Source organism: Roseomonas sp. F4, from assembly GCF_053891155.1.
In genome coordinates this window covers 142,179-159,474 of sequence record NZ_JBSSHK010000003.1, presented here as the reverse complement: position 1 = coordinate 159,474, position 17,296 = coordinate 142,179, and the positions used below count along the sequence as shown (strand labels likewise).

General features: G+C 70.1%; 19 protein-coding genes. 7 read left to right on the top strand and 12 right to left on the bottom strand.

Annotation, left to right across the window (positions count from 1 at the left end; all coding sequences use genetic code 11):
* Positions 1-26: 26 nt before the first annotated feature.
* Entirely contained in the window at positions 27-1,601 is a 1,575-nt protein-coding gene (purH, locus tag ACVFYP_RS13075; RefSeq protein ID WP_499200624.1) for a bifunctional phosphoribosylaminoimidazolecarboxamide formyltransferase/IMP cyclohydrolase, read from the bottom strand.
* Between the two features lie 154 nt (positions 1,602-1,755).
* Between purH and ACVFYP_RS13070 the strand changes: the two genes are divergently transcribed.
* The 5 genes from ACVFYP_RS13070 to ACVFYP_RS13050 all read left to right on the top strand — a co-directional run bounded on the left by ACVFYP_RS13070 (position 1,756) and on the right by ACVFYP_RS13050 (position 5,249).
* The gene (locus ACVFYP_RS13070; protein ID WP_499200623.1) at positions 1,756-2,577 is read left to right on the top strand and encodes an NADPH-dependent oxidoreductase; all 822 of its coding nucleotides are present in this window, start codon (positions 1,756-1,758) and stop codon (positions 2,575-2,577) included.
* Positions 2,578-2,632: 55 nt separating this feature from the next.
* Entirely contained in the window at positions 2,633-2,887 is a 255-nt protein-coding gene (locus ACVFYP_RS13065) for a CopG family ribbon-helix-helix protein (RefSeq protein WP_499200622.1), read from the top strand.
* On the top strand, positions 2,866-3,180 hold the full coding sequence (locus tag ACVFYP_RS13060) for a type II toxin-antitoxin system RelE/ParE family toxin (protein ID WP_499200621.1): 315 nt from the start codon (positions 2,866-2,868) through the stop codon (positions 3,178-3,180). The genes ACVFYP_RS13065 and ACVFYP_RS13060 overlap by 22 nt, the downstream gene beginning before the upstream one ends.
* A 122-nt stretch (positions 3,181-3,302) precedes the next feature.
* Entirely contained in the window at positions 3,303-4,712 is a 1,410-nt protein-coding gene (ahcY, locus tag ACVFYP_RS13055; RefSeq protein ID WP_499200620.1) for an adenosylhomocysteinase, read from the top strand.
* 189 nt (positions 4,713-4,901) lie between these two features.
* Entirely contained in the window at positions 4,902-5,249 is a 348-nt protein-coding gene (locus ACVFYP_RS13050) for a hypothetical protein (protein WP_499200619.1), read from the top strand.
* 39 nt (positions 5,250-5,288) lie between these two features.
* On the opposite strand, the gene ACVFYP_RS13045 is transcribed toward ACVFYP_RS13050, so the two are convergent.
* The 7 genes from ACVFYP_RS13045 to ACVFYP_RS13015 form a co-directional block, all read right to left on the bottom strand.
* A complete protein-coding gene (locus ACVFYP_RS13045; protein WP_499200618.1) occupies positions 5,289-6,146 on the bottom strand; it encodes a hypothetical protein in 858 nt (285 codons plus the stop codon).
* A 49-nt stretch (positions 6,147-6,195) separates the two neighbouring features.
* Positions 6,196-7,323: a glycosyltransferase family 4 protein gene (locus ACVFYP_RS13040; RefSeq protein WP_499200617.1), complete on the bottom strand. Its 1,128-nt coding sequence runs from the start codon at positions 7,321-7,323 to the stop codon at positions 6,196-6,198.
* A gap of 22 nt (positions 7,324-7,345) precedes the next feature.
* Entirely contained in the window at positions 7,346-9,028 is a 1,683-nt protein-coding gene (locus ACVFYP_RS13035; RefSeq protein WP_499200616.1) for a heparinase II/III family protein, read from the bottom strand.
* Positions 9,025-9,693 carry a ribulose-phosphate 3-epimerase gene (gene rpe, locus ACVFYP_RS13030; protein WP_499200615.1) on the bottom strand — a complete coding sequence of 223 codons (669 nt, stop codon included), beginning with the start codon at positions 9,691-9,693 and terminating at the stop codon, positions 9,025-9,027. The genes ACVFYP_RS13035 and rpe overlap by 4 nt, the downstream gene beginning before the upstream one ends.
* A gap of 12 nt (positions 9,694-9,705) precedes the next feature.
* Positions 9,706-10,800: an acyltransferase family protein gene (locus ACVFYP_RS13025; protein ID WP_499200614.1), complete on the bottom strand. Its 1,095-nt coding sequence runs from the start codon at positions 10,798-10,800 to the stop codon at positions 9,706-9,708.
* A gap of 92 nt (positions 10,801-10,892) precedes the next feature.
* On the bottom strand, positions 10,893-11,360 hold the full coding sequence (locus ACVFYP_RS13020) for an Lrp/AsnC family transcriptional regulator (protein WP_499200613.1): 468 nt from the start codon (positions 11,358-11,360) through the stop codon (positions 10,893-10,895).
* Positions 11,361-11,447: 87 nt separating this feature from the next.
* The gene (locus ACVFYP_RS13015; RefSeq protein WP_499200612.1) at positions 11,448-12,773 is read right to left on the bottom strand and encodes an RsmB/NOP family class I SAM-dependent RNA methyltransferase; all 1,326 of its coding nucleotides are present in this window, start codon (positions 12,771-12,773) and stop codon (positions 11,448-11,450) included.
* 49 nt (positions 12,774-12,822) lie between these two features.
* Here ACVFYP_RS13015 and ACVFYP_RS13010 point away from each other — a divergent pair, with 49 nt between their 5' ends.
* On the top strand, positions 12,823-14,502 hold the full coding sequence (locus tag ACVFYP_RS13010) for an ArnT family glycosyltransferase (protein WP_499200611.1): 1,680 nt from the start codon (positions 12,823-12,825) through the stop codon (positions 14,500-14,502).
* Positions 14,499-15,101 carry a DedA family protein gene (locus ACVFYP_RS13005; protein ID WP_499200610.1) on the top strand — a complete coding sequence of 201 codons (603 nt, stop codon included), beginning with the start codon at positions 14,499-14,501 and terminating at the stop codon, positions 15,099-15,101. Before ACVFYP_RS13010 ends, ACVFYP_RS13005 begins: the two co-directional genes overlap by 4 nt.
* Here the strand turns inward: ACVFYP_RS13005 and ACVFYP_RS13000 are convergent.
* The 4 genes from ACVFYP_RS13000 to rbfA form a co-directional block, all read right to left on the bottom strand.
* Positions 15,049-15,384 (bottom strand): hypothetical protein, encoded by a 336-nt coding sequence (locus tag ACVFYP_RS13000; RefSeq protein WP_499200609.1) that lies wholly within the window; start codon positions 15,382-15,384, stop codon positions 15,049-15,051. The genes ACVFYP_RS13005 and ACVFYP_RS13000 overlap by 53 nt on opposite strands.
* Before the next feature lie 122 nt (positions 15,385-15,506).
* A complete protein-coding gene (gene rpsO / locus ACVFYP_RS12995; protein ID WP_499200608.1) occupies positions 15,507-15,845 on the bottom strand; it encodes a 30S ribosomal protein S15 in 339 nt (112 codons plus the stop codon).
* A 21-nt stretch (positions 15,846-15,866) separates the two neighbouring features.
* A complete protein-coding gene (gene truB, locus ACVFYP_RS12990; RefSeq protein WP_499200607.1) occupies positions 15,867-16,853 on the bottom strand; it encodes a tRNA pseudouridine(55) synthase TruB in 987 nt (328 codons plus the stop codon).
* A complete protein-coding gene (gene rbfA, locus ACVFYP_RS12985; protein ID WP_499201269.1) occupies positions 16,850-17,290 on the bottom strand; it encodes a 30S ribosome-binding factor RbfA in 441 nt (146 codons plus the stop codon). The genes truB and rbfA overlap by 4 nt, the downstream gene beginning before the upstream one ends.
* Between the last annotated feature and the right edge of the window lie 6 nt (positions 17,291-17,296).

Here is a 17,296-nt window from a genome sequence, read left to right as displayed (position 1 = left end):
GCAGAAAAATGACAGATCCGTAATTTTTAGTGCCGGAAGTGGCGCATGCCCGTGAAGACCATGGCGAGGCCGGCCTTGTCCGCCGCCGCGATCACCTCCGCATCCCGCATCGACCCGCCCGGCTGGATCACCGCCGTGGCGCCGGCGGCCGCCGCCGTTTCCAGCCCGTCCGCGAAGGGGAAGAAGGCGTCGGAGGCGACGACGGAACCCTCTGCCAATGGCCGCTCCAGCCCCGCCGCCATGGCCGCGGCCTCGGACTTCCAGGCCGCGATGCGGCTGCTCTCAACGCGGTTCATCTGCCCCGCGCCGATGCCGACGGTGGCGAGGTTCTTCGCATAGACGATGGCATTGGACTTCACATGCTTGCAGACGCGGAAGGCGAAGAGCAGGTCTTCCAGCTCCTGCTGCGTCGGCACGCGCTGGGTGACGACCTTCAGCTTTTCCAGCGCCACCCGCCCGGCATCGCGCGACTGCGCCAGGAAGCCGCCGGCCACCGACTTGAAGGTCAGCCCCGGCGCCGCCGGGTCCGGCAGCGCCCCGGTCAGCAACAACCGCAAATTCTTCTTGCGGGCGAAGATGGCGCGCGCGGCGGCATCGGCGTCCGGCGCCACCACTACCTCGGTGAAGATGGCCGTGATGCGCTCGGCGGCTTCGGCATCCAGGATGCGGTTGGCGGCCACGATGCCGCCGAAGGCGGAGACCGGGTCGCAGCGCAGGGCCAGGTCCCAGGCGGCGGCCAGGCTCTCGGCCTCCGCCACGCCGCAGGGATTGGCGTGCTTGACGATGGCGATGGCCGGCTGCTCGAACTCCGCGACGCATTCGAAGGCGGCGTCGGTGTCGTTCAGGTTGTTGTAGGACAGCTCCTTGCCCTGGATCTGCGCGGCGGTGGCAAGCCCCGGCCGCAGGCTGCCATCGGCGTAGAAGCCGGCCTGCTGATGCGGGTTCTCGCCATAGCGCAGCCTCTGACGCAGCAGACCGGCGAAAGCCAGGCGCGGCGGGAAGACCTCGCCATTCTGGTCGGCGAACCAGGTGCTGATGGCGGTGTCATAGGCCGCCGTGCGGGCGTAGGCCGCCTGGGCCAGGCGCCGCCGCAGGCCTAGGCTGGTGCCCCCCTGCGCCAGTTCCGCCTGCACCTCCGCCAACTGTCCAGGCTCGGTGACGACAACAACGGAAGCAAAGTTCTTGGCGGCGGAGCGGATCATGGCCGGGCCGCCGATGTCGATATTCTCGATGCAGTCCTCGAAGCTGGCGCCCTTCGCGACCGTCGCTTCGAAGGGATAGAGGTTCACCGCCACCAGGTCGATCGGGGCGATGGCGTGTTCCTCCATCTGCGCCAGATGCTCCGGCAGGTCGCGCCGGCCGAGCAGGCCGCCATGGACCTGCGGCACCAGGGTCTTCACCCGCCCGTCGAGGATTTCCGGAAAGCCCGAATGCTCCGCCACATCCTTCACCGGGATGCCGGCGATGCGCAGCGCCTGGGCGGTGCCGCCGGTGGACAGGATCTCGGCGCCATGGGCGACGAGCTGGCGGGCGAATTCGACGATGCCGGTCTTGTCGGAGACGGAGAGCAGGGCGCGGCGGATGGGGGTCATGTCGGACATGGGGGGGTTGGAACCTGACAGCATGATGGCCCGGGGTATGGACCCGCCGCAGTGCAGCATCAACCAATGCCTTCGCGAGGCTGCCTTGCGCGCGGCCTCTGGACCGGTTGGGCATCTTCGCGTTACGCGGCATCCAGATTCCGGAGAGACATGCATGGACCAGGCCCCGATCGACACCGTCCGCGCCCGCTATGGCGCCGATGCCGGCCCGGAGACGGCGCTGGAGATGACCAATCCGGTGCTGGAGACATTGCTGAACCACCGCTCCATCCGCAGCTTCACGGATGAAAAGCTGGCGCCGGGCACGCTGGAGACGCTGGTGGCCGCGGCGCAATCCGCCCCCACCTCCTCCAACCTCCAGGCCTGGTCCGTGGTGGCGGTGGAGGATGAGGCGCGGCGCAATCGGCTGGCCGACCTTTCCAGCCGCCAGGCCTTCATCCGCCAGGCGCCGCTGTTCCTGTGCTGGATCGCCGACAATTCCCGCCTGACCCGGCTGGGGGAGGCGCATCAGCGCAAGATGGAGGGGCTGGACTACCTGGAATCCTTCATGGTGGCACTGGTGGATGCCGCCCTGGCCGCGCAGAACGCGCTGGTGGCGGCGGAATCGCTGGGTCTCGGCACCGTCTATGTCGGGCAGCTGCGGCAGTATCCGGAAAAGGTGGCAGCCGAGCTGAACCTGCCGCCCAATGCCTTCGCCTGCTTCGGGATGGCCGTGGGCCATCCGGCGGTGCAGGGCGCCGTGAAACCCCGCCTGCCGCAATCCCTGGTGCTGCATCGGGAGCAGTATCAGGTGACGGAGGAGGACCGGAAGATCGCCGGCTACGACAAGGCCCTGGGCGATTTCTCCGTGGCCCAGGGCATGGGGCAGCAGGACTGGACCCAGCGCATGATGAGCCGCGTGGGCACGGCCGCGGGGTTGTCGGGGCGCGACAAGATGCGGGATTCGCTGACGGCGCTGGGCTTTCCGCTGAAGTAGATCGATTCACCGCTGCGGGTGTAGGATTGCGCATCGCGAACAGCCCGAGGCGCCGATGCCCGCATCCGCCAAGACCGAAATGACCATCCGCATCGACACCGCCCAGCGTGACGCGCTGGATGCCCTGGCGGCGCGGGATGGGCGGGACCGGTCGCAGGTGGTGAGCCAGGCTGTCGAGGCCTGGCTTGAACTGCAGGCTGCGCAGGAGGCGCATATCCGCCAGGGTCTGGCCCAGGCCGATGCGGGGAATTTCGCCGAGGCGGGGGAGGTTCAGGCCGTCCTTGACCGTTGGCGGCGCGCCTCTGGGTGATTGCCGTCGAATGGACGCGCCTGGCGCTGGCCGATCTAGACGATATAGGCGCCAGGACAGCCGCAAACCGCCCGGACGGTGAGGCCGGGCGATTGCTCGCCCGCCTCGTCGCGGCAGCAGAAGCGCTGCGGGAGTTTCCTGAGAGGGGTCGGCCCGGACGCATCCCAGGGACACGCGAGCTGGTGCTGCCAGGCACGCCCTTCCTGCTGCCCTATCGCCTGAAGGATCAACGTATTGAGATCCTGGCGGTGTTGCACGGCGCCCGCGCCTGGCCGCCGAGAGCACCCGACTGAGCTTCAAATTGATGCCCAGATATAAAGATATCCTTATGATTAACGCGATATAGCTTGGCCTGCGCCCGGCCGCCTGCTACACGCCGCCGCAGCCAAGTCACACGCGACCCAAAGGATTTTCCATGCCCGACGCCGCCGGCCAGGACTTCATCGTCAAGGACCTTTCCCTCGCCGCCTGGGGCCGCAAGGAAATCAACATGGCCGAGGATGAGATGCCCGGCCTGATGGCGGTGCGCGCCGAATACGGCGCCGCGCAGCCGCTGAAGGGCGCCCGCGTCGCCGGCTGCCTGCACATGACCATCCAGACCGCCGTGCTGATCGAGACGCTGAAGCATCTCGGCGCCGATGTCCGCTGGTCCTCCTGCAACATCTTCTCCACCCAGGACCACGCCGCGGCCGCCATCGCCGCCGCCGGCACGCCGGTCTTCGCCATCAAGGGCGAGACGCTGCCGGAATACTGGGACTATGTGCAGAAGACCCTGGAGTGGGGTGACGGCGGCACGCCGAACGTGCTGCTGGACGACGGCGGCGACATGACGCTGCTGGTGCATTACGGCCTGCGCGCCGAGCAGGGCGACACCGCCTTCCTCGAGAAGCCGACCAATGAGGAAGAGGAAGTCTTCTACGCCCTCATCAAGAAGCTGGTGAAGACGAAGCCGGGCTGGTTCGCCCAGCTGGCGAAGTCCATCGTCGGCGTCTCCGAGGAGACCACCACGGGCGTCCACCGCCTGTATGTGATGGCGAAGGAAGGCAAGCTGCTGTTCCCGGCGATCAACGTGAATGACAGCGTCACCAAGTCGAAGTTCGACAACCTCTATGGCTGCCGTGAATCGCTGGTGGACGCCATCCGCCGCGGCACCGACGTGATGATGGCCGGCAAGGTCGCGATGGTTGCGGGCTTCGGCGATGTGGGCAAGGGCTCCGCCGCCAGCCTGCGCAATGCCGGCTGCCGCGTCATGGTCTCCGAAGTCGATCCGATCTGCGCCCTGCAGGCCGCGATGGAAGGCTACCAGGTCGTCACCATGGACGATGCCGCGCCGGTGGCCGACATCTTCGTCACCGCGACCGGCAATGTGGACGTCATCACCGCCGACCACATGCGCGCCATGAAGCACCGCGCCATCGTCTGCAACATCGGCCACTTCGACAGCGAGATTCAGGTCGCCGCGCTGAAGAACTACAAGTGGGACAATGTGAAGCCGCAGGTGGATGAGATCGAATTCCCCGACGGCAAGCGCATCATCCTGCTCTCCGAGGGCCGGCTGGTGAACCTGGGCAATGCCACGGGTCACCCCTCCTTCGTCATGTCCGCCTCCTTCACCAACCAGACGCTGGCGCAGATCGAGCTCTGGGCGAATCCGGGCAAGTACGAGAAGAAGGTCTATGTGCTGCCGAAGCACCTGGACGAGAAGGTCGCCGCGCTGCACCTGGCCAAGGTCGGCGCCAAGCTGACCAAGCTGTCCTCCCTGCAGGCCGGCTATATCGGCGTGCCGGAGCAGGGCCCCTTCAAGGGCGAGCAGTACCGCTACTGAGGCATCGCACCGGCGCCCACCAGGGCGCCGTCAAAGCCGGAAAATCCGCCAGGGCACCCGCCCTGGCGGATTTTCGCGTTACAGGGGCACCTCTGCACGCCCGGCCCCGCCAAAACCCTTGCGCGGCGCAGCACCCTGGCCGCAAATGCGCGGCAATCGCCGTGCGCGGCAGGTCAGGGGTTGGACGGCATGTGGGTCTGGATCGTGGTGGCCGTGTTGTTTCTCTACCTGTTCAGCAAGACGGTGCGGGAGAATGCCAGCAGCACCCGGTCCCGCTCTGCGGCGCTGGTCGGCTCCATCGCCGACGGCGTGGGGCTTATTGCCCTGACGCTGGGCGTCTTCGGCCTGCTGATGGCGCTGGCGCTCGGGGTGCTGGTCGACCACGGGCCACGTCTGGTGGGGGAGAGCCTGACCTCCACCTTGCTGTGGAGCGCCGTGCTGATCGCCGTGGGGATCCTGCTGATCTTCTTCAGCGGCGGCATCCGCCGCCTGGGCGGACGTGGCGCGCCCGCCGCAGCGGTGCGCGCCGGGCATTGATCGCCCGTCCGGGGGCCCGAAGGCCCCCGGCTCAACTCGTCAGCGACGTGCTGCCAGCAGCATCGTCTTGCGGGTGCCGATCCGGGCGCCGATGACGGACGCCGCGGCGCCCAGCAGCAGCGTCGCGAACAGCCAGAACGCCCCGATCGAGGCCGCGCGGGCCGCCGCATCGGCCGCCTCACGCGCCCGCTGCTCGGCAACCTGCGTCAGGCGGGTCGCCTCCGCTTCCAGCGCGGTGATGCGCTGGGTGGCTTCCGCCGGGGTGATCTCGAACTCCGCCGCGGCCAGCGCCGACAGCCGGTCCCGCGTCGCCGGGGTGAAGCTGCCCTGGCGCGCACGTTCGCCGATCAGCCGGGCGATCTCCGTACGGCGCTGGTCCTCGGTCAGGGCCGCCGGGTCACCGCCGCCCTGAAGGCTGGCCTGCAGGCGATCGACCAGCGCGTCCGCGTCGCTCACCTCCGGCACTGCCTGGATGGCCGCGGAGGACACCGCCTCGGTCGCACCCTGCATCAGGCCGCCCACGCCGCGCGCCGCGCCGGAGACGACATTGCCGAGCAGCACGGCCGAGATCAGGAAGGCAACGGCCCAGACGGACAGGCCGTGCAGCACGCCGTCAGTGTCGTCCGCCGTGCCGGACAGCCGCGCCGCGACATAGCCGCCGCAGGCCAGGCCGAGCAGATTGGCCACCAGCAGCCAGACGGCGCCGGCCACGCCGAAGCTGCCCGCGCCGGGGGTCTCGCCCGCGACCAGCGGGTCGATGGTGCTGGCGCCGATGGCGACGCCCAGGATGTTGAACATGGCGCCCACGGCCACGGCGACGAGGCCGCCGGCGAGGATGGCGCCCCAGGAGACACGGGAAGGCACTTTATCGGTGGCAACGAGGACGGCCTGCGACATGTCTGTTTACTCCGGTGACGCCGCGTCAACGCCCGGAAGTGATTGAAGTTCAGGAAGAAACCGGGGGCGATTCCAACAGCGCGATGGTCCGCCGCAGCACCTTCGCCTCATCGAAACGCATCAAGGCCCGCGCGCGGGCGGCGACGCCCATGGAACGGCGCAGGGCGGCCGCTCCGGCGAGGCGGGACAACGCCGCGGCCAATGTCTCCACCTGCATCGGCGGCACCAGCAGCCCGGTCTCCTCCGGCACCACCTGTTCGCGCGGGCCGCGAATATCGGTGGCCACCACCGGCAGGCCGGCCAGCATCGCCTCGATGATCGACATCGGCAGGCCCTCGAAATGGGAGGGCAGGGTGAAGACATCCGCCGCCGAGAGCAGCGCCGGCACATCCTCCCGGTAGCCCAGACGCACCAGCCTGCGGCCGAGCAGGGCCGCGGCGCGTTCGAAATACGGTTCCAGATCCTCGCCGTGATCACTGGCCAGCCGTTCCCCGGCGACCCAGAGCACGCAATTCGGCGGCGTATCGGCCATGGCCGCCAGCAATTCGCAAAAACCCTTGTGGCGGACGAGGCGGGAGATGGCGATCACCACGCAATCGCCCTCCCCGGCCCCCAGCTCCGCGCGCAGCCGGGCGCGGGCGGCCGGGTCATGCGCGAAACGCGCGGGGTCGCGGCCATTCAGCACGGCGACCGGATGCGGGTGGATGCGCAAGCGCTTCGCATCCGCAGCCTCCTCCTCACTGACGGTCAGATAGGTGTCGGTGATGCGCCCGGCCGCGCGTTCCAGCGCCAGCGCCAGGCGGCCGCGCCAAGGCGGGCCAGGTTGGTTGAACAGGAAGCCGTGGCAGGTATAGGCAATGCGCGGCACCCCGGCGATGCGCGCCGCCGTGCGGGCCAGCAGCCCGCTGATCGGCATATGCGCATGCACCATGTCCGGCCTTTCGGCCCGCATCAGCGCCACAAGCTGGGCCAGGGCACGGGCCTGGCGCAGCGGGTGCAGGCTGCGCGCCATGTCGATGGGCTCGATGCGAAAACCCTCGGCGCGCGGCCCCTCCAGCAGCGCGCCTTCGGCGCAGGCCCCCACCACCTCATGCCCACGCGCCCGCAGGCCGCGCATCAGTGGCAGCAGGAAGTGGTGCATGGCGAAGTCCACATTCGTGACTTCGAGAATCTTCATGGCACGGCGGCCCGGCCGAACCTCACTCGGGGGCCGGTGCTGGCGTCGGCGCCGGCTGGCCGATGCGCGACAGCGCCCAGTTCACCGTGGTGACCCCGGCCTCGATATGCAGCGCCACCTGCTGGCTGCGGCGCGGCTCGCCACCCAGATAGATACTCTCCTCGATCGCCACCCGCACCTCGCGCCCGGCGCGCAGCCGCCAGCCGGCGCCGGAGGGCAGGCGCAGCAGCGCCCCCTGCTCATCCTGCTGCAGGCTGGCGACGACGGCCGGATGCAGGTGGAAGCGCAGGGTGAAGGCGGGGGGCGTCACCTCCCGCGTGTTTTCCAGCAGGTCCTCCCCGATCAGGCTGTCGCCGGATTCGGACAGGAACAGGCGACGGCGGTGGCGCAGGCCGAACTGCTTGACCCAGCCATCATGGGTCGCGTCCAGCCAGAGCTTGCCATCCTCCTCGAAGCGATCGGTCGTCACCCCCTCCACCCGCCGCCCGAGCCCCTCGGGGCGCAGCTCGGAGGAGTTGGTATCGGCCAGCACCAGGGTGGAATGCGCGGCGGTGGCGCGCATCGCGTCGCGCCATTCGCCCTCGGCCGCCGGGGCGGCGCCGCAATTGACGATCAGGCGCTCGCGGCCCACCGACATCTCGAAGGACAGGGTGCCGGCATGGGCGTTGCGGTCGGCGCCGCGCGGCAGGCCGCCGGGCGCGGCGTCCCGCCGGGCCGCCGGCGGCGCGCCGCAATCCATCAGCATCAGGGTGCGGCTGGCGGCCAGCCGCTGGAAGCCGCTTTCCGGCAGATGCGTCGGCGCCCGGCCGCGCGACTGGCCCTGGGTCAGCACCAGGTCAATGAAGGAGGCCGGCTCATCCCGCGTGCCGTTGAACAGCGCGAGGCCGCCATCGGCATGGCGCAGCATGCGCAGCGCCGGCGCCACGCGGTCCAGCGTGCCGGCCAGTTGTGGCGGCGCCTCCACCCCCGCGCCATGCAGCAGGTTGCGGATTTCGATCAGGTCCTGAAGCGCGGCGAGCTGCACGCCCGGGCTGCGCTCCACATGGCCGCCATCGGGGCGGAACTGGCGTTCCAGCTCCTGCGGCAGGAAGCGGACGCAGCGGGCAAGCCAGGTCTCCTCCTCCAGCGCCACGGCGCCGGCCATGCCGCCCTTCAGCGCCACCAGGGCGCCGCGATGCGCGGCCTCCGCCGGCAGGCCGGCGACCACGCCGCGGGCGTCCTGCGCCAGGCGCTGCATCAACTGGCGGCGAAAGCCGTCCTCGGCCGTCGCGGCCAGGAAATCCCAATGGCCGAGCCAGGCGGAGATGCGCGCGCCGGCCACTTCCGGCGCCTCCGCCAAGGGGTCATGCGCGCCATGGGCCAGCCAGTCGGCGGCCAGCGCCCGGCCGCGCAGCCGGGCGGCGTCGGTGCCCAGGGCGCGCAGGTCTCGCAGCCAGGCGAAGCCATGCGCGGCGGCGTACCAGGCCTGGCTGCCGCCGGGCTGGGCGGGGGTCCAGTCCGGGCGGCTCGGCGCGGAGTCCCCCTCCATGGGGCGCAGGGGGCGGGTGGTGCCCAAGGCCTCGAACTCGCCGCGCAGCAGCCGGGCGCCGCGCGCCGCATCGCCGGGCCAGAGGTCGCGGAAAGATCGCGCCGGGCCGTCCGGCACCTTGATCGGCTTGAGGTTGGCCAGAATGCGGCGTGCGCCGCGCAGGACCCCCTCGATCATGCGCCTGTCCCTCTCCCTCGCAGCGCGGCGATCGCCGCGCCGTAATCCGGAGCGCCGAAGACCGCGGTGCCGGCCACCAGCACATCCGCCCCGGCCGCGAGGCAATCCGGCGCCGTGGCCGCGGTGACCCCGCCATCCACCTCCAGCGCCACACGGCGGCCGCTGGCGTCGATCATGGCGCGCAGGGCGGCGATCTTGGTCAGCTGGCTGCGGATGAAGGACTGGCCGCCGAAACCAGGATTGACCGACATGACCAGAACCAGGTCACACAGATCGAGCACCGGGGCCACGGCTTCCACCGGCGTGCCGGGGTTCAGCACCACGCCGGCCTGCTTGCCGAGCGCGCGGATGGTTTGCAGCGATCGGTGCAGATGCGATCCGGCTTCCGGATGCAGGCTGATGAGGTCCGCGCCGGCCTCGGCGAAGGCGGCCAGATACGGGTCGGCCGGGGCGATCATCAGATGCACGTCGAAGAACATCTTCGAATGCGGCCGCAGCGCCTTCACCAGCCCGGGGCCGAAGGAGATGTTGGGCACGAAATGCCCATCCATGATGTCGAGATGCAGCCAGTCGGCCCCGGCGGCCTCGATGGCGGCGACTTCCTGGCCAAGCCGGGTGAAATCTGCGGCGAGCAGGGACGGGGCGATGCGGATCTGTTCGGACATGTTCCTGCGGTTCTAGCCGCCGCCGCCCCCCTGGGGAACAGGGGTTCCGACCGCGACACGCGAATGACGCCCGGTAAAAGGCCGATTCAGCAGCGCGCGCACCGGCCCTTCGAACAGCAGGTAGACCGCGACGGACAGCAGGATGGCGGAGAGCACCGCCAGCGGCAGGGCGATGGAGGCGCCGAGCCCGACCAGCATCGGGTCGATCAGCATGAACAGCATGTGGTGCGTCATATACAGGGCAAAGGACGCCTCCCCCAGCAGCACCGGAAAGGGCCGGGACAGCAGCCGGGTCAGTGGGCCGTCCCAGGCGAAGCCCAGGATCAGAAGGCCGAAGGGCGCCAGCAGCAACAGGTTGCGCAGATGCGGCGGCACGGCCTCCGTGGCGGGGACCAGCGCCAGCAACAGCAGGATGGCGCCGATCTGTACGATGGTGGCCACTTTCTCCCCCGGCCGCCAGTGCCGCCACAGCCCGTGCAGCGCCATGCCGGCGCTGAATTCCAGCAGCCGCCCGAGCGGGTGGAAATGGAAGAAGCCCGGAAAGGCCCGGTCCAGCCCGGCCGCCGCCGCCGGAGGCAGCAGCAGCGCCACCAGGGCGCAGGCCGCGAAGACCCGTATCGCGCGCCCGCCCACCAGCAGCAGCGGAAACAGCGCGTAGAACACCAGCTCGACCGAGATGCTCCAGGACACCGCGTTGTAGCCCAGGGTGTAGAGATGGCCGCTGAACAGCGAATGGATCGCCAGGAAATTGGCGATGCCGCTATTGATCTTCTCGCCCAGGCTGTTGCCCCAGTTCGCGAAGAACAGCCAGGTCCAGATGATCAGCGTGGCGTAGTGCAGCGGCAGCACCCGCGCCGCGCGCCGCCGATAGAAGGGCAGCGGGCGGAAGCCCTCCGGCGCATGCGCATGGCGCAGGATGAAGCCGGAGAGCATGAAGAAAAAACTGACCCCGAGCGTGCCCTGATGCAGCGGGGTCGTGCCCACCGATAGCGGCAGCACATAGGGCACATGAAACAGAACCACCGCGGTTGCTGCCAAAAAGCGCAGTGAGGTCAGCGCCGGAAGTTGGACCGCAGGTGGCTTTGTTTCAGACTGTAAAAATGACATCCGCGTCGCAGTGGACCGTTGCGGGGCGGAGGGCAATCAACTTCCGTGTTATTTTGATACAAAATCAGATAGGCCGGGCCTCGGTTGCAGCCTCAAATTGGCAGGGCCGTGGTGCTCTTCACCCGCTCCATGGCGAAACGCCCGGTGACCTTGCGCAGGGAGGGCACGGCGGCGACAAAGCGGCGGTAGAAGGCGTCATAGCCCGCCATGTCCGGCACCACGACGCGCAGCAGATAGTCGACGTCCCCGCCCAGCCGCCAGCACTCGACAATCTCCGGCAGGCTGGCCACGGCCTCGGCGAAGCGGGCGATCCATTCGCCGGAATGGTCACCGGTCTCCACCGCCACGAAGACCGAGATGGGCAGGCCTACCAGCGCCGGATCCACCAGGGCGACGCGGCCAGTGATGACACCCGCCTCCTCCATCCGCCGGATGCGCTTCCAGCAGGGGGTCGGGGTCAGCCCCACCTCCTGCGCGATCTCGGCAAGGGAGCGAGCGGAATCCTGCATGATGAGGCGCAGGATTTCGCGATCGATACGGTCGAGTTCAGCCACAGCCATGGTGAGGACATCCCGAATATACGGAATATCTAGCACAATCCTCTCCGCTGCCAAGGTTCTCCCTTAGCTCGCGAAAAGTTCTTCCCCTCACGCCTTCCGAAAACGCGCCGCGAAGAAGCCGTCGATGCCGCCCTGCTCGGCCCACATGTCGGGCCGCGTGCGCATCGTACCGCCGCGGATCAGCGCAGTGCGCAGCCCCGGCAATTCGGTCGGGGCGATCGGGTCCGGCACCAAGCCGAGCGCAGCGGCGCGGGCGAGATGCGCCTCCCCCTCCTCCGGTTGCAGGGAGCAGGTGGCCATTACCAGCCGCCCCCCGGGCCGCAGCAGCTTCACCGCCTGGGCCAGCAGCCGCGCCTGCGCCTCGACCAGCGGGGCGATGTCCTTGGGCCGCTTCAGATGCGGGATGTCGGGGTGGCGGCGGATGATGCCGGTGGCGGAACAGGGCGCGTCCAGCAGCACCGCATCGAAGCTGGCCTCGGACGGCATCCAATGGGCGGCATCCGCCTCCTCCACCGTCACGGTCAGCTTCAGCCGGGCGAGGTTTTCGCGCAGCCGGGCGGCCCGCTTCGGGTCGCGCTCCACCGCGGTGACGACGCCGCCCGCGGTGGCGAGCTGCGCCGTCTTGCCGCCGGGGGCGGCGCAGAGATCGGCCACCCGCTCCCCGGGCTTCACGGCCAGCAGCCGCGCCGGCAGGGCGGCGGCGGCGTCCTGCACCCAGAAGCTGCCCTCCGCCAGGCCCGGCAGGTCGGTCACGCGGGTGCCGGCGGGCAGGCGCCAGGACCCGCTCGGCAGTTCCACCGCCCCTTCCGGCGGCGTGGCACCGGGGGCGAGGGTCAGGTCGAGCGGCGCGGCCGATTGATGGGCGCGGGCAATGGCGCGCACGCCCGCCGCGCCATAGGCGGCGTGCCAGGCCGACCAGAGCCAGGGCGGCGTGTCCAGCCTCTCCCGGTCCAGACTTTCGTAGACCTCCGCCCCCTCGGTCGAAACCTTGCGCAGCACGGCATTCACAAGGCCGGCGAAGGGGCGCGGCACCACGGCGACGGTCGCCGCCACCGCCGCATGGGCCGGCGTGCCGAGCAGCAACAGCTCCGCCGCCCCCATCCGCAGCGCGGCCCGCACCACCGGCGGCGGTTCCCGCCGCAAGGCGGGTTCCAGCACGGCATCCAGGCTGCCGGCATGGCGCAGCACGGCGGCGGCGAGGCGATGCGCGGCGGCGCGGTCGCGCGGCTCCAGCGCCGCGGGAAGCTGGTCCAGCGCCTCCTCCAGCGGGCGGTGGCGATCGAAGACCGCGGCCAGCAGCAGCAGCGCGGCGGAGCGTGTGCCGAGCGGCGGCGCGCCCCGGTTGGCGCGGGCATTGGGCGGCTTGGCGGCGACCCGCTTCGTGGCAGGGGGCGAGGGATTTGTGGGGGGCATGTGGCCGGGTTTATGGCCGCCCGCCGCGCCACATGCTAGGGCCACGCGCATGCAGGCGCTCCGCGATTTCCTCGACCGGCTGCCGGAGACGCGGCGCCCGCTTCCCTGGCTGGCCTTGCTGTGCCTGCTGCTCTGGCTGCCGGGCTTCTTCGCTTTGCCGGCCGGCGACCGCGACGAAAGCCGCTTCGCCCAGGCCAGCCGCCAGATGGTCGAGACCGGCGACCTGGTGCGCATCCATTTCGGCGAGGTCGAGCGCAACAAGAAGCCCGCCGGCATCCACTGGCTCCAGGCCGGATCGGTGCGGGTGGTGGAGGCGTTCCGGCTCGGCGATCGCGGCGACATCTGGGCCTATCGCATCCCCTCCCTGGCTGGCGCCTTGCTCGCGGTGCTGGCCACGGCGCATTTCGGCCGGGCGCTGGTCGGGCGGCGTGCCGCCTTCCTGGGCGCGGCGATGCTCGCGGGCTGCTTCGTGCTGGGGGTCGAAACCCATATCGCCAAGACCGATGCGGCGCTGCTCGGCGCCATCGTGGTGGCGATGGGGCTGATGGGGCGCGCCTATGTCGCGCCCAGCGGATTTGGCGCGGGGGCGGCCGCCACTTTCTGGCTGGTGCTCGGGGCCTCGGTACTGTTGAAGGGGCCGATCGGGCCGCTGGTGCCGCTGCTGGCCGGCATCACCCTGTTCGCCGCCGACCGCGGCTGGAAGACCGGCGCGCCCTGGCTGCGCGCGCTGCGCCCGGGCTGGGGCGTGCCGCTGATGGTGCTGGCCGCCGCCCCCTGGTTCATCGCCGTCACCATCGCCACCGAGGGCCGCTTCCTGACCGAGGCGCTGGGCGGCGACATGCTCAGCAAGGTGGGCGGGGCCGATGAGAACCATTGGGGCCCGCCGGGCTACTACCTGCTGAGCTTCGGCATCGCCGCCTTCCCCGCCGCCTTCCTGGTGCTGCGCGCCGCGCCCGGCGCCTGGGCGGACCGCCTGCGACCCGGCACGCGCTTCCTGCTCGCCTGGGCCGTGCCGGTCTGGCTGATGTTCGAGGCGGTGACCACCAAGCTGCCGCATTACGCCATGCCGGCCTATCCGGCGCTGATGCTGCTGGCCGCCGCCTGGGCGTTGGACCCGCTGCGCCAGGCGCCGCCGCGCTGGCTCGCCTGGCTGTCCAGCTTCGGCGCGGTGCTGGCCGCCGCCGGGCTCGGCATCGCCTGCGCGGTGCTGCCGGTGCTGGCGGATGGGCGGGTGGATATGCTGGCGCTGCTCGGCCTGCCGGCGGCGGGCCTCTTCGCCTGGGGCCTGCTGCGCATGCTGCGGGAAGGCGCGCCGGCCCGCGCCGCGCTGCTCGCCGTGCTGCTGGCCGTGCCCTTGCAGGCCGTGGCGCTGGGCGCCGTGCTGCCGCGGCTGGAGGCGCCCTGGATCTCGCCGCGCCTCGCCGCGCTGGTGCGGACCGCCTCGCCCGGCCTGCCGGATGCGCGCTTCGGCGTGGTCGGCTACCACGAACCCTCCCTGCTCTTCGCGCTGGGCGGCGACATCCGGCTGCTGCGCGACGGCACCGCGGCGGCGGATTTCCTCGCCGGCGAACCCGGACGCCTCGTGGCCGTTGCGGACCGGCAGGAAGCCCCCTTCCGCGCCGAGGCCGCCACCCGCGGGCTGGCCCTGCGCGAGCATGGGACCGTCTCCGGCTTCAATTATTCCCGCGGCCGCAGGGTCGCGATCACGCTGTACGGGATGGACCGATGATCGAATGGGTGACGGGCGTGGTCGCCGCTGGCGGCTGGCCGGGCGTGCTGGCCTTGATGTTCCTGGAGAATCTGTTCCCGCCCATCCCGTCGGAGGTCATCATGCCGCTGGCCGGCTTTGTGGCTGCGCGCGGGCAGATGTCCCTGATTTTGGCGCTGATCGCCGGCGTGGTGGGCACGCTGCTGGGCAATGTCTTCTGGTATGAGCTGTCCCGCGCCATCGGCGCCGACCGCATCCGTCCGCTGGTTGGCCGCTACGGCCGCTGGTTCGCGGTCGGAGAGGAGGATCTGCGCAAGGCGGAAGCGACCCTCGAAAAATACGGCCCCTTCGCTTTGTCCTTCGGCCGGCTGCTGCCGGGCATCCGCACCGTCATTTCCATCCCCGCCGGGCTCATCCGCATTCCGCGGCCCGTCTTCTACCTGTGGACCGCGCTGGGCAGCGGCGTCTGGATCACCTTCCTGACGCTGGCCGGCTATTTCATGGAAGACCGCTACGACCAGATCGAGGGCTGGCTGGAACCGCTGGCCTATGTCGTCGTCGGCGGCTTCATCGCGACCTACCTCTGGCACATCTGGTCGACGCGGCTGCGCAAGCGCTGAGCGGGCGGAGGGCCCATCGGCCGCCTGGGGGCGGCCGGGGCGGCGGCTCCGCCAGCAAGGCGATGGCGACGCCGAATTGCACCGCGCCAAAGGTCAGGCCGAGAAATCCCCAGAGCAGCACCGCCGGCCACCAATGCCCGGTCGCGCGCAGCAGCAGCATCCGCGCATCGCCCGGGTCGGCCGCCAGCAAAGCCAGCACGGCCAAAGCCGCGATGCCAAATCCCGTCAGCATCTGAACCAGCAGAAATCGGAACAGCCCAGGCAAGCCTTGCCATCGTCGCATGGCGGGCGCCTCCATAGGGTCAGCCCCGCCAACGCCGCGCACCGGCCGCTGGTTCAGCACGCCAATGAAAAGGGCCAGGGAGTTGCCTCCCTGGCCCTTTCACAGGCGCGATGTCGCGAAGATCAGCGGCGCAGGCCGAGGCGCCCGATCAGGGTCTCGTAGCGCTTCTGGTCCTTGCGCTTCACATAGTCCAGCAGGCCGCGGCGCTGGCCAACCAGCACCAGCAGGCCACGCCGGCTGTGGAAATCCTTCGGATGGGCCTTCAGGTGTTCCGTCAGCATGGTGACGCGGGCGGAGATCAGGGCGACCTGAACCTCCGGGCTGCCCGTGTCGCCCGGCTTCGTGGCGAATTCCTTGATGATCGCGGCGCGTGCCGCGTTGTCCGTCGCCGCGATGATCTTGGGCGCGGGCTTGGCGGCCGGCGCGGCGGCGGGCTCGGTGGTCTCAGTCGTCGTCGACATCATCTATCCTCCGGATCGGGGTTAAGCCACGTCTGCGGTCAGTTGCCCGGAATCGAGCTGGATCAGCCTTTCGGGCTGCATCCAACCATTCTCCAGCCGGCACAGGCCGAGCAGACGCTCCCCCGCCATCGCGCGCAGCAGGCCCCCTTCGGGATCGGCATTGCGGGGAACGCGCCCCATGAGGTCCACCAGGCTGATCGCCTGGCCCTGATGAAGGCGTGCGGCCTCCTCCGCCGTGACGGCCAGTGCCGGGATGTCGGCCAGCGCGGTCGTCACCGGAAGCAGGAGGTCCGGGGAAGGGGGAGGCGTATCGCCGGTTACGAGCAGAGAGTCCAGGGGAATCGCATGTTCCTCCCGGAAAGGACCGACCCGCAGGCGACGAAGCGCCGTGATATGGCCGACCGAGCCCACCGCGCGGGCCACGTCCCGCGCCAGGCTGCGCATATAGACGCCCTTGCCGGATTCCACGTGGAAGATGGCGGTGTCCGCATCCGGGCGGCTGATCAGGTCGAAGCGGTCGATCCGCGCCGGGCGGGCCGCGATCTCGAAGACCTGGCCTTCGCGCGCCAGGTCATAGGCGCGCTCCCCGCCGATCTTGATGGCGGAATAGGCCGGGGGCACCTGCATGATGTCGCCGCGGAAGGCGGGCAGCACGGCCTCGATCTCGGCATCGGTCGGGCGGACGTCGCTGGTGGCCACGACCTGGCCATCGGCATCGTCGGTGTCCCGCGCCTCGCCGAATTTCAGCGTGAAGTGGTAGGTCTTGGTGCCGTCCATCACATAGGGAACGGTCTTGGTCGCGGCGCCGAAGGCCACCGGCAGCAGGCCGGTCGCCAGCGGGTCCAGCGTGCCGCCATGCCCCGCCTTCTGGGCGTCAAAGGCGCGCTTCACCTTGTTCACCACATCGGTGGAGCCGATGCCGGAGGGCTTGTCGACGATCAGCCATCCATCCAGTTCGCGGCCCTTGGGCTTCTTGGAACGATGGCGGTGGCGGTTGGGCTGGTTCACGGTTCTTCGGCGTCCTGAGGGGGTGAGGCCGGCTTGCCGAGGTCCTGCTGGACCACCGGCTGCTGCATCACCTTGCTGATATGCATGGCGTAGTCGAGCGCGGTATCGGCCTGGAAATGCAGTTCCGGCGCCGTGCGCAGCCGGACGGCCTTGGCCACCTGGCTGCGCAGGAAGGGCTGGATGCGCTTGAGCCCGGCGAGCTGCGCAGGCGACAGGTCGCGGCCCAGCCCGCTGACGAAGGCGGTCATGTGCTGGAGGTCGGGGGAGGCGCGAACCTCCGTCACCGTCACCTTCAGCTCGAACAGGTCGGGGTCGCGAAACTCCTCCCGCGCGAAGATGGCAGACAACGCGTGCCGGATTTCTTCCGCCACGCGCAGCTGGCGCTGGCTCGGCCCCTCCGCGCCGCCCTTGCGGGCGGGCTTCGTGGCGCGAGTCATCGCGGA

Bases quoted from the DNA above. Each gene is read 5' to 3' on its own strand.
- ACVFYP_RS13050 (WP_499200619.1), top strand. From the start codon at position 4,902: ATGTGGGTCTGGATCGTGGTGGCCGTGTTGTTTCTCTACCTGTTCAGC.
- ACVFYP_RS13005 (WP_499200610.1), top strand. From the start codon at position 14,499: ATGATCGAATGGGTGACGGGCGTGGTCGCCGCTGGCGGCTGGCCGGGC.
- ACVFYP_RS13025 (WP_499200614.1), bottom strand. From the start codon at position 10,800: ATGTCATTTTTACAGTCTGAAACAAAGCCACCTGCGGTCCAACTTCCG.
- ACVFYP_RS13045 (WP_499200618.1), bottom strand. From the start codon at position 6,146: ATGTCGCAGGCCGTCCTCGTTGCCACCGATAAAGTGCCTTCCCGTGTC.
- ahcY (WP_499200620.1), top strand. From the start codon at position 3,303: ATGCCCGACGCCGCCGGCCAGGACTTCATCGTCAAGGACCTTTCCCTC.
- rbfA (WP_499201269.1), bottom strand. From the start codon at position 17,290: ATGACTCGCGCCACGAAGCCCGCCCGCAAGGGCGGCGCGGAGGGGCCG.
- rpsO (WP_499200608.1), bottom strand. From the start codon at position 15,845: ATGTCGACGACGACTGAGACCACCGAGCCCGCCGCCGCGCCGGCCGCC.
- ACVFYP_RS13000 (WP_499200609.1), bottom strand. From the start codon at position 15,384: ATGCGACGATGGCAAGGCTTGCCTGGGCTGTTCCGATTTCTGCTGGTT.
- ACVFYP_RS13065 (WP_499200622.1), top strand. From the start codon at position 2,633: ATGCCCGCATCCGCCAAGACCGAAATGACCATCCGCATCGACACCGCC.
- ACVFYP_RS13015 (WP_499200612.1), bottom strand. From the start codon at position 12,773: ATGCCCCCCACAAATCCCTCGCCCCCTGCCACGAAGCGGGTCGCCGCC.
- rpe (WP_499200615.1), bottom strand. From the start codon at position 9,693: ATGTCCGAACAGATCCGCATCGCCCCGTCCCTGCTCGCCGCAGATTTC.
- ACVFYP_RS13035 (WP_499200616.1), bottom strand. From the start codon at position 9,028: ATGATCGAGGGGGTCCTGCGCGGCGCACGCCGCATTCTGGCCAACCTC.
- ACVFYP_RS13070 (WP_499200623.1), top strand. From the start codon at position 1,756: ATGGACCAGGCCCCGATCGACACCGTCCGCGCCCGCTATGGCGCCGAT.
- ACVFYP_RS13010 (WP_499200611.1), top strand. From the start codon at position 12,823: ATGCAGGCGCTCCGCGATTTCCTCGACCGGCTGCCGGAGACGCGGCGC.
- ACVFYP_RS13020 (WP_499200613.1), bottom strand. From the start codon at position 11,360: ATGGCTGTGGCTGAACTCGACCGTATCGATCGCGAAATCCTGCGCCTC.
- ACVFYP_RS13040 (WP_499200617.1), bottom strand. From the start codon at position 7,323: ATGAAGATTCTCGAAGTCACGAATGTGGACTTCGCCATGCACCACTTC.
- purH (WP_499200624.1), bottom strand. From the start codon at position 1,601: ATGTCCGACATGACCCCCATCCGCCGCGCCCTGCTCTCCGTCTCCGAC.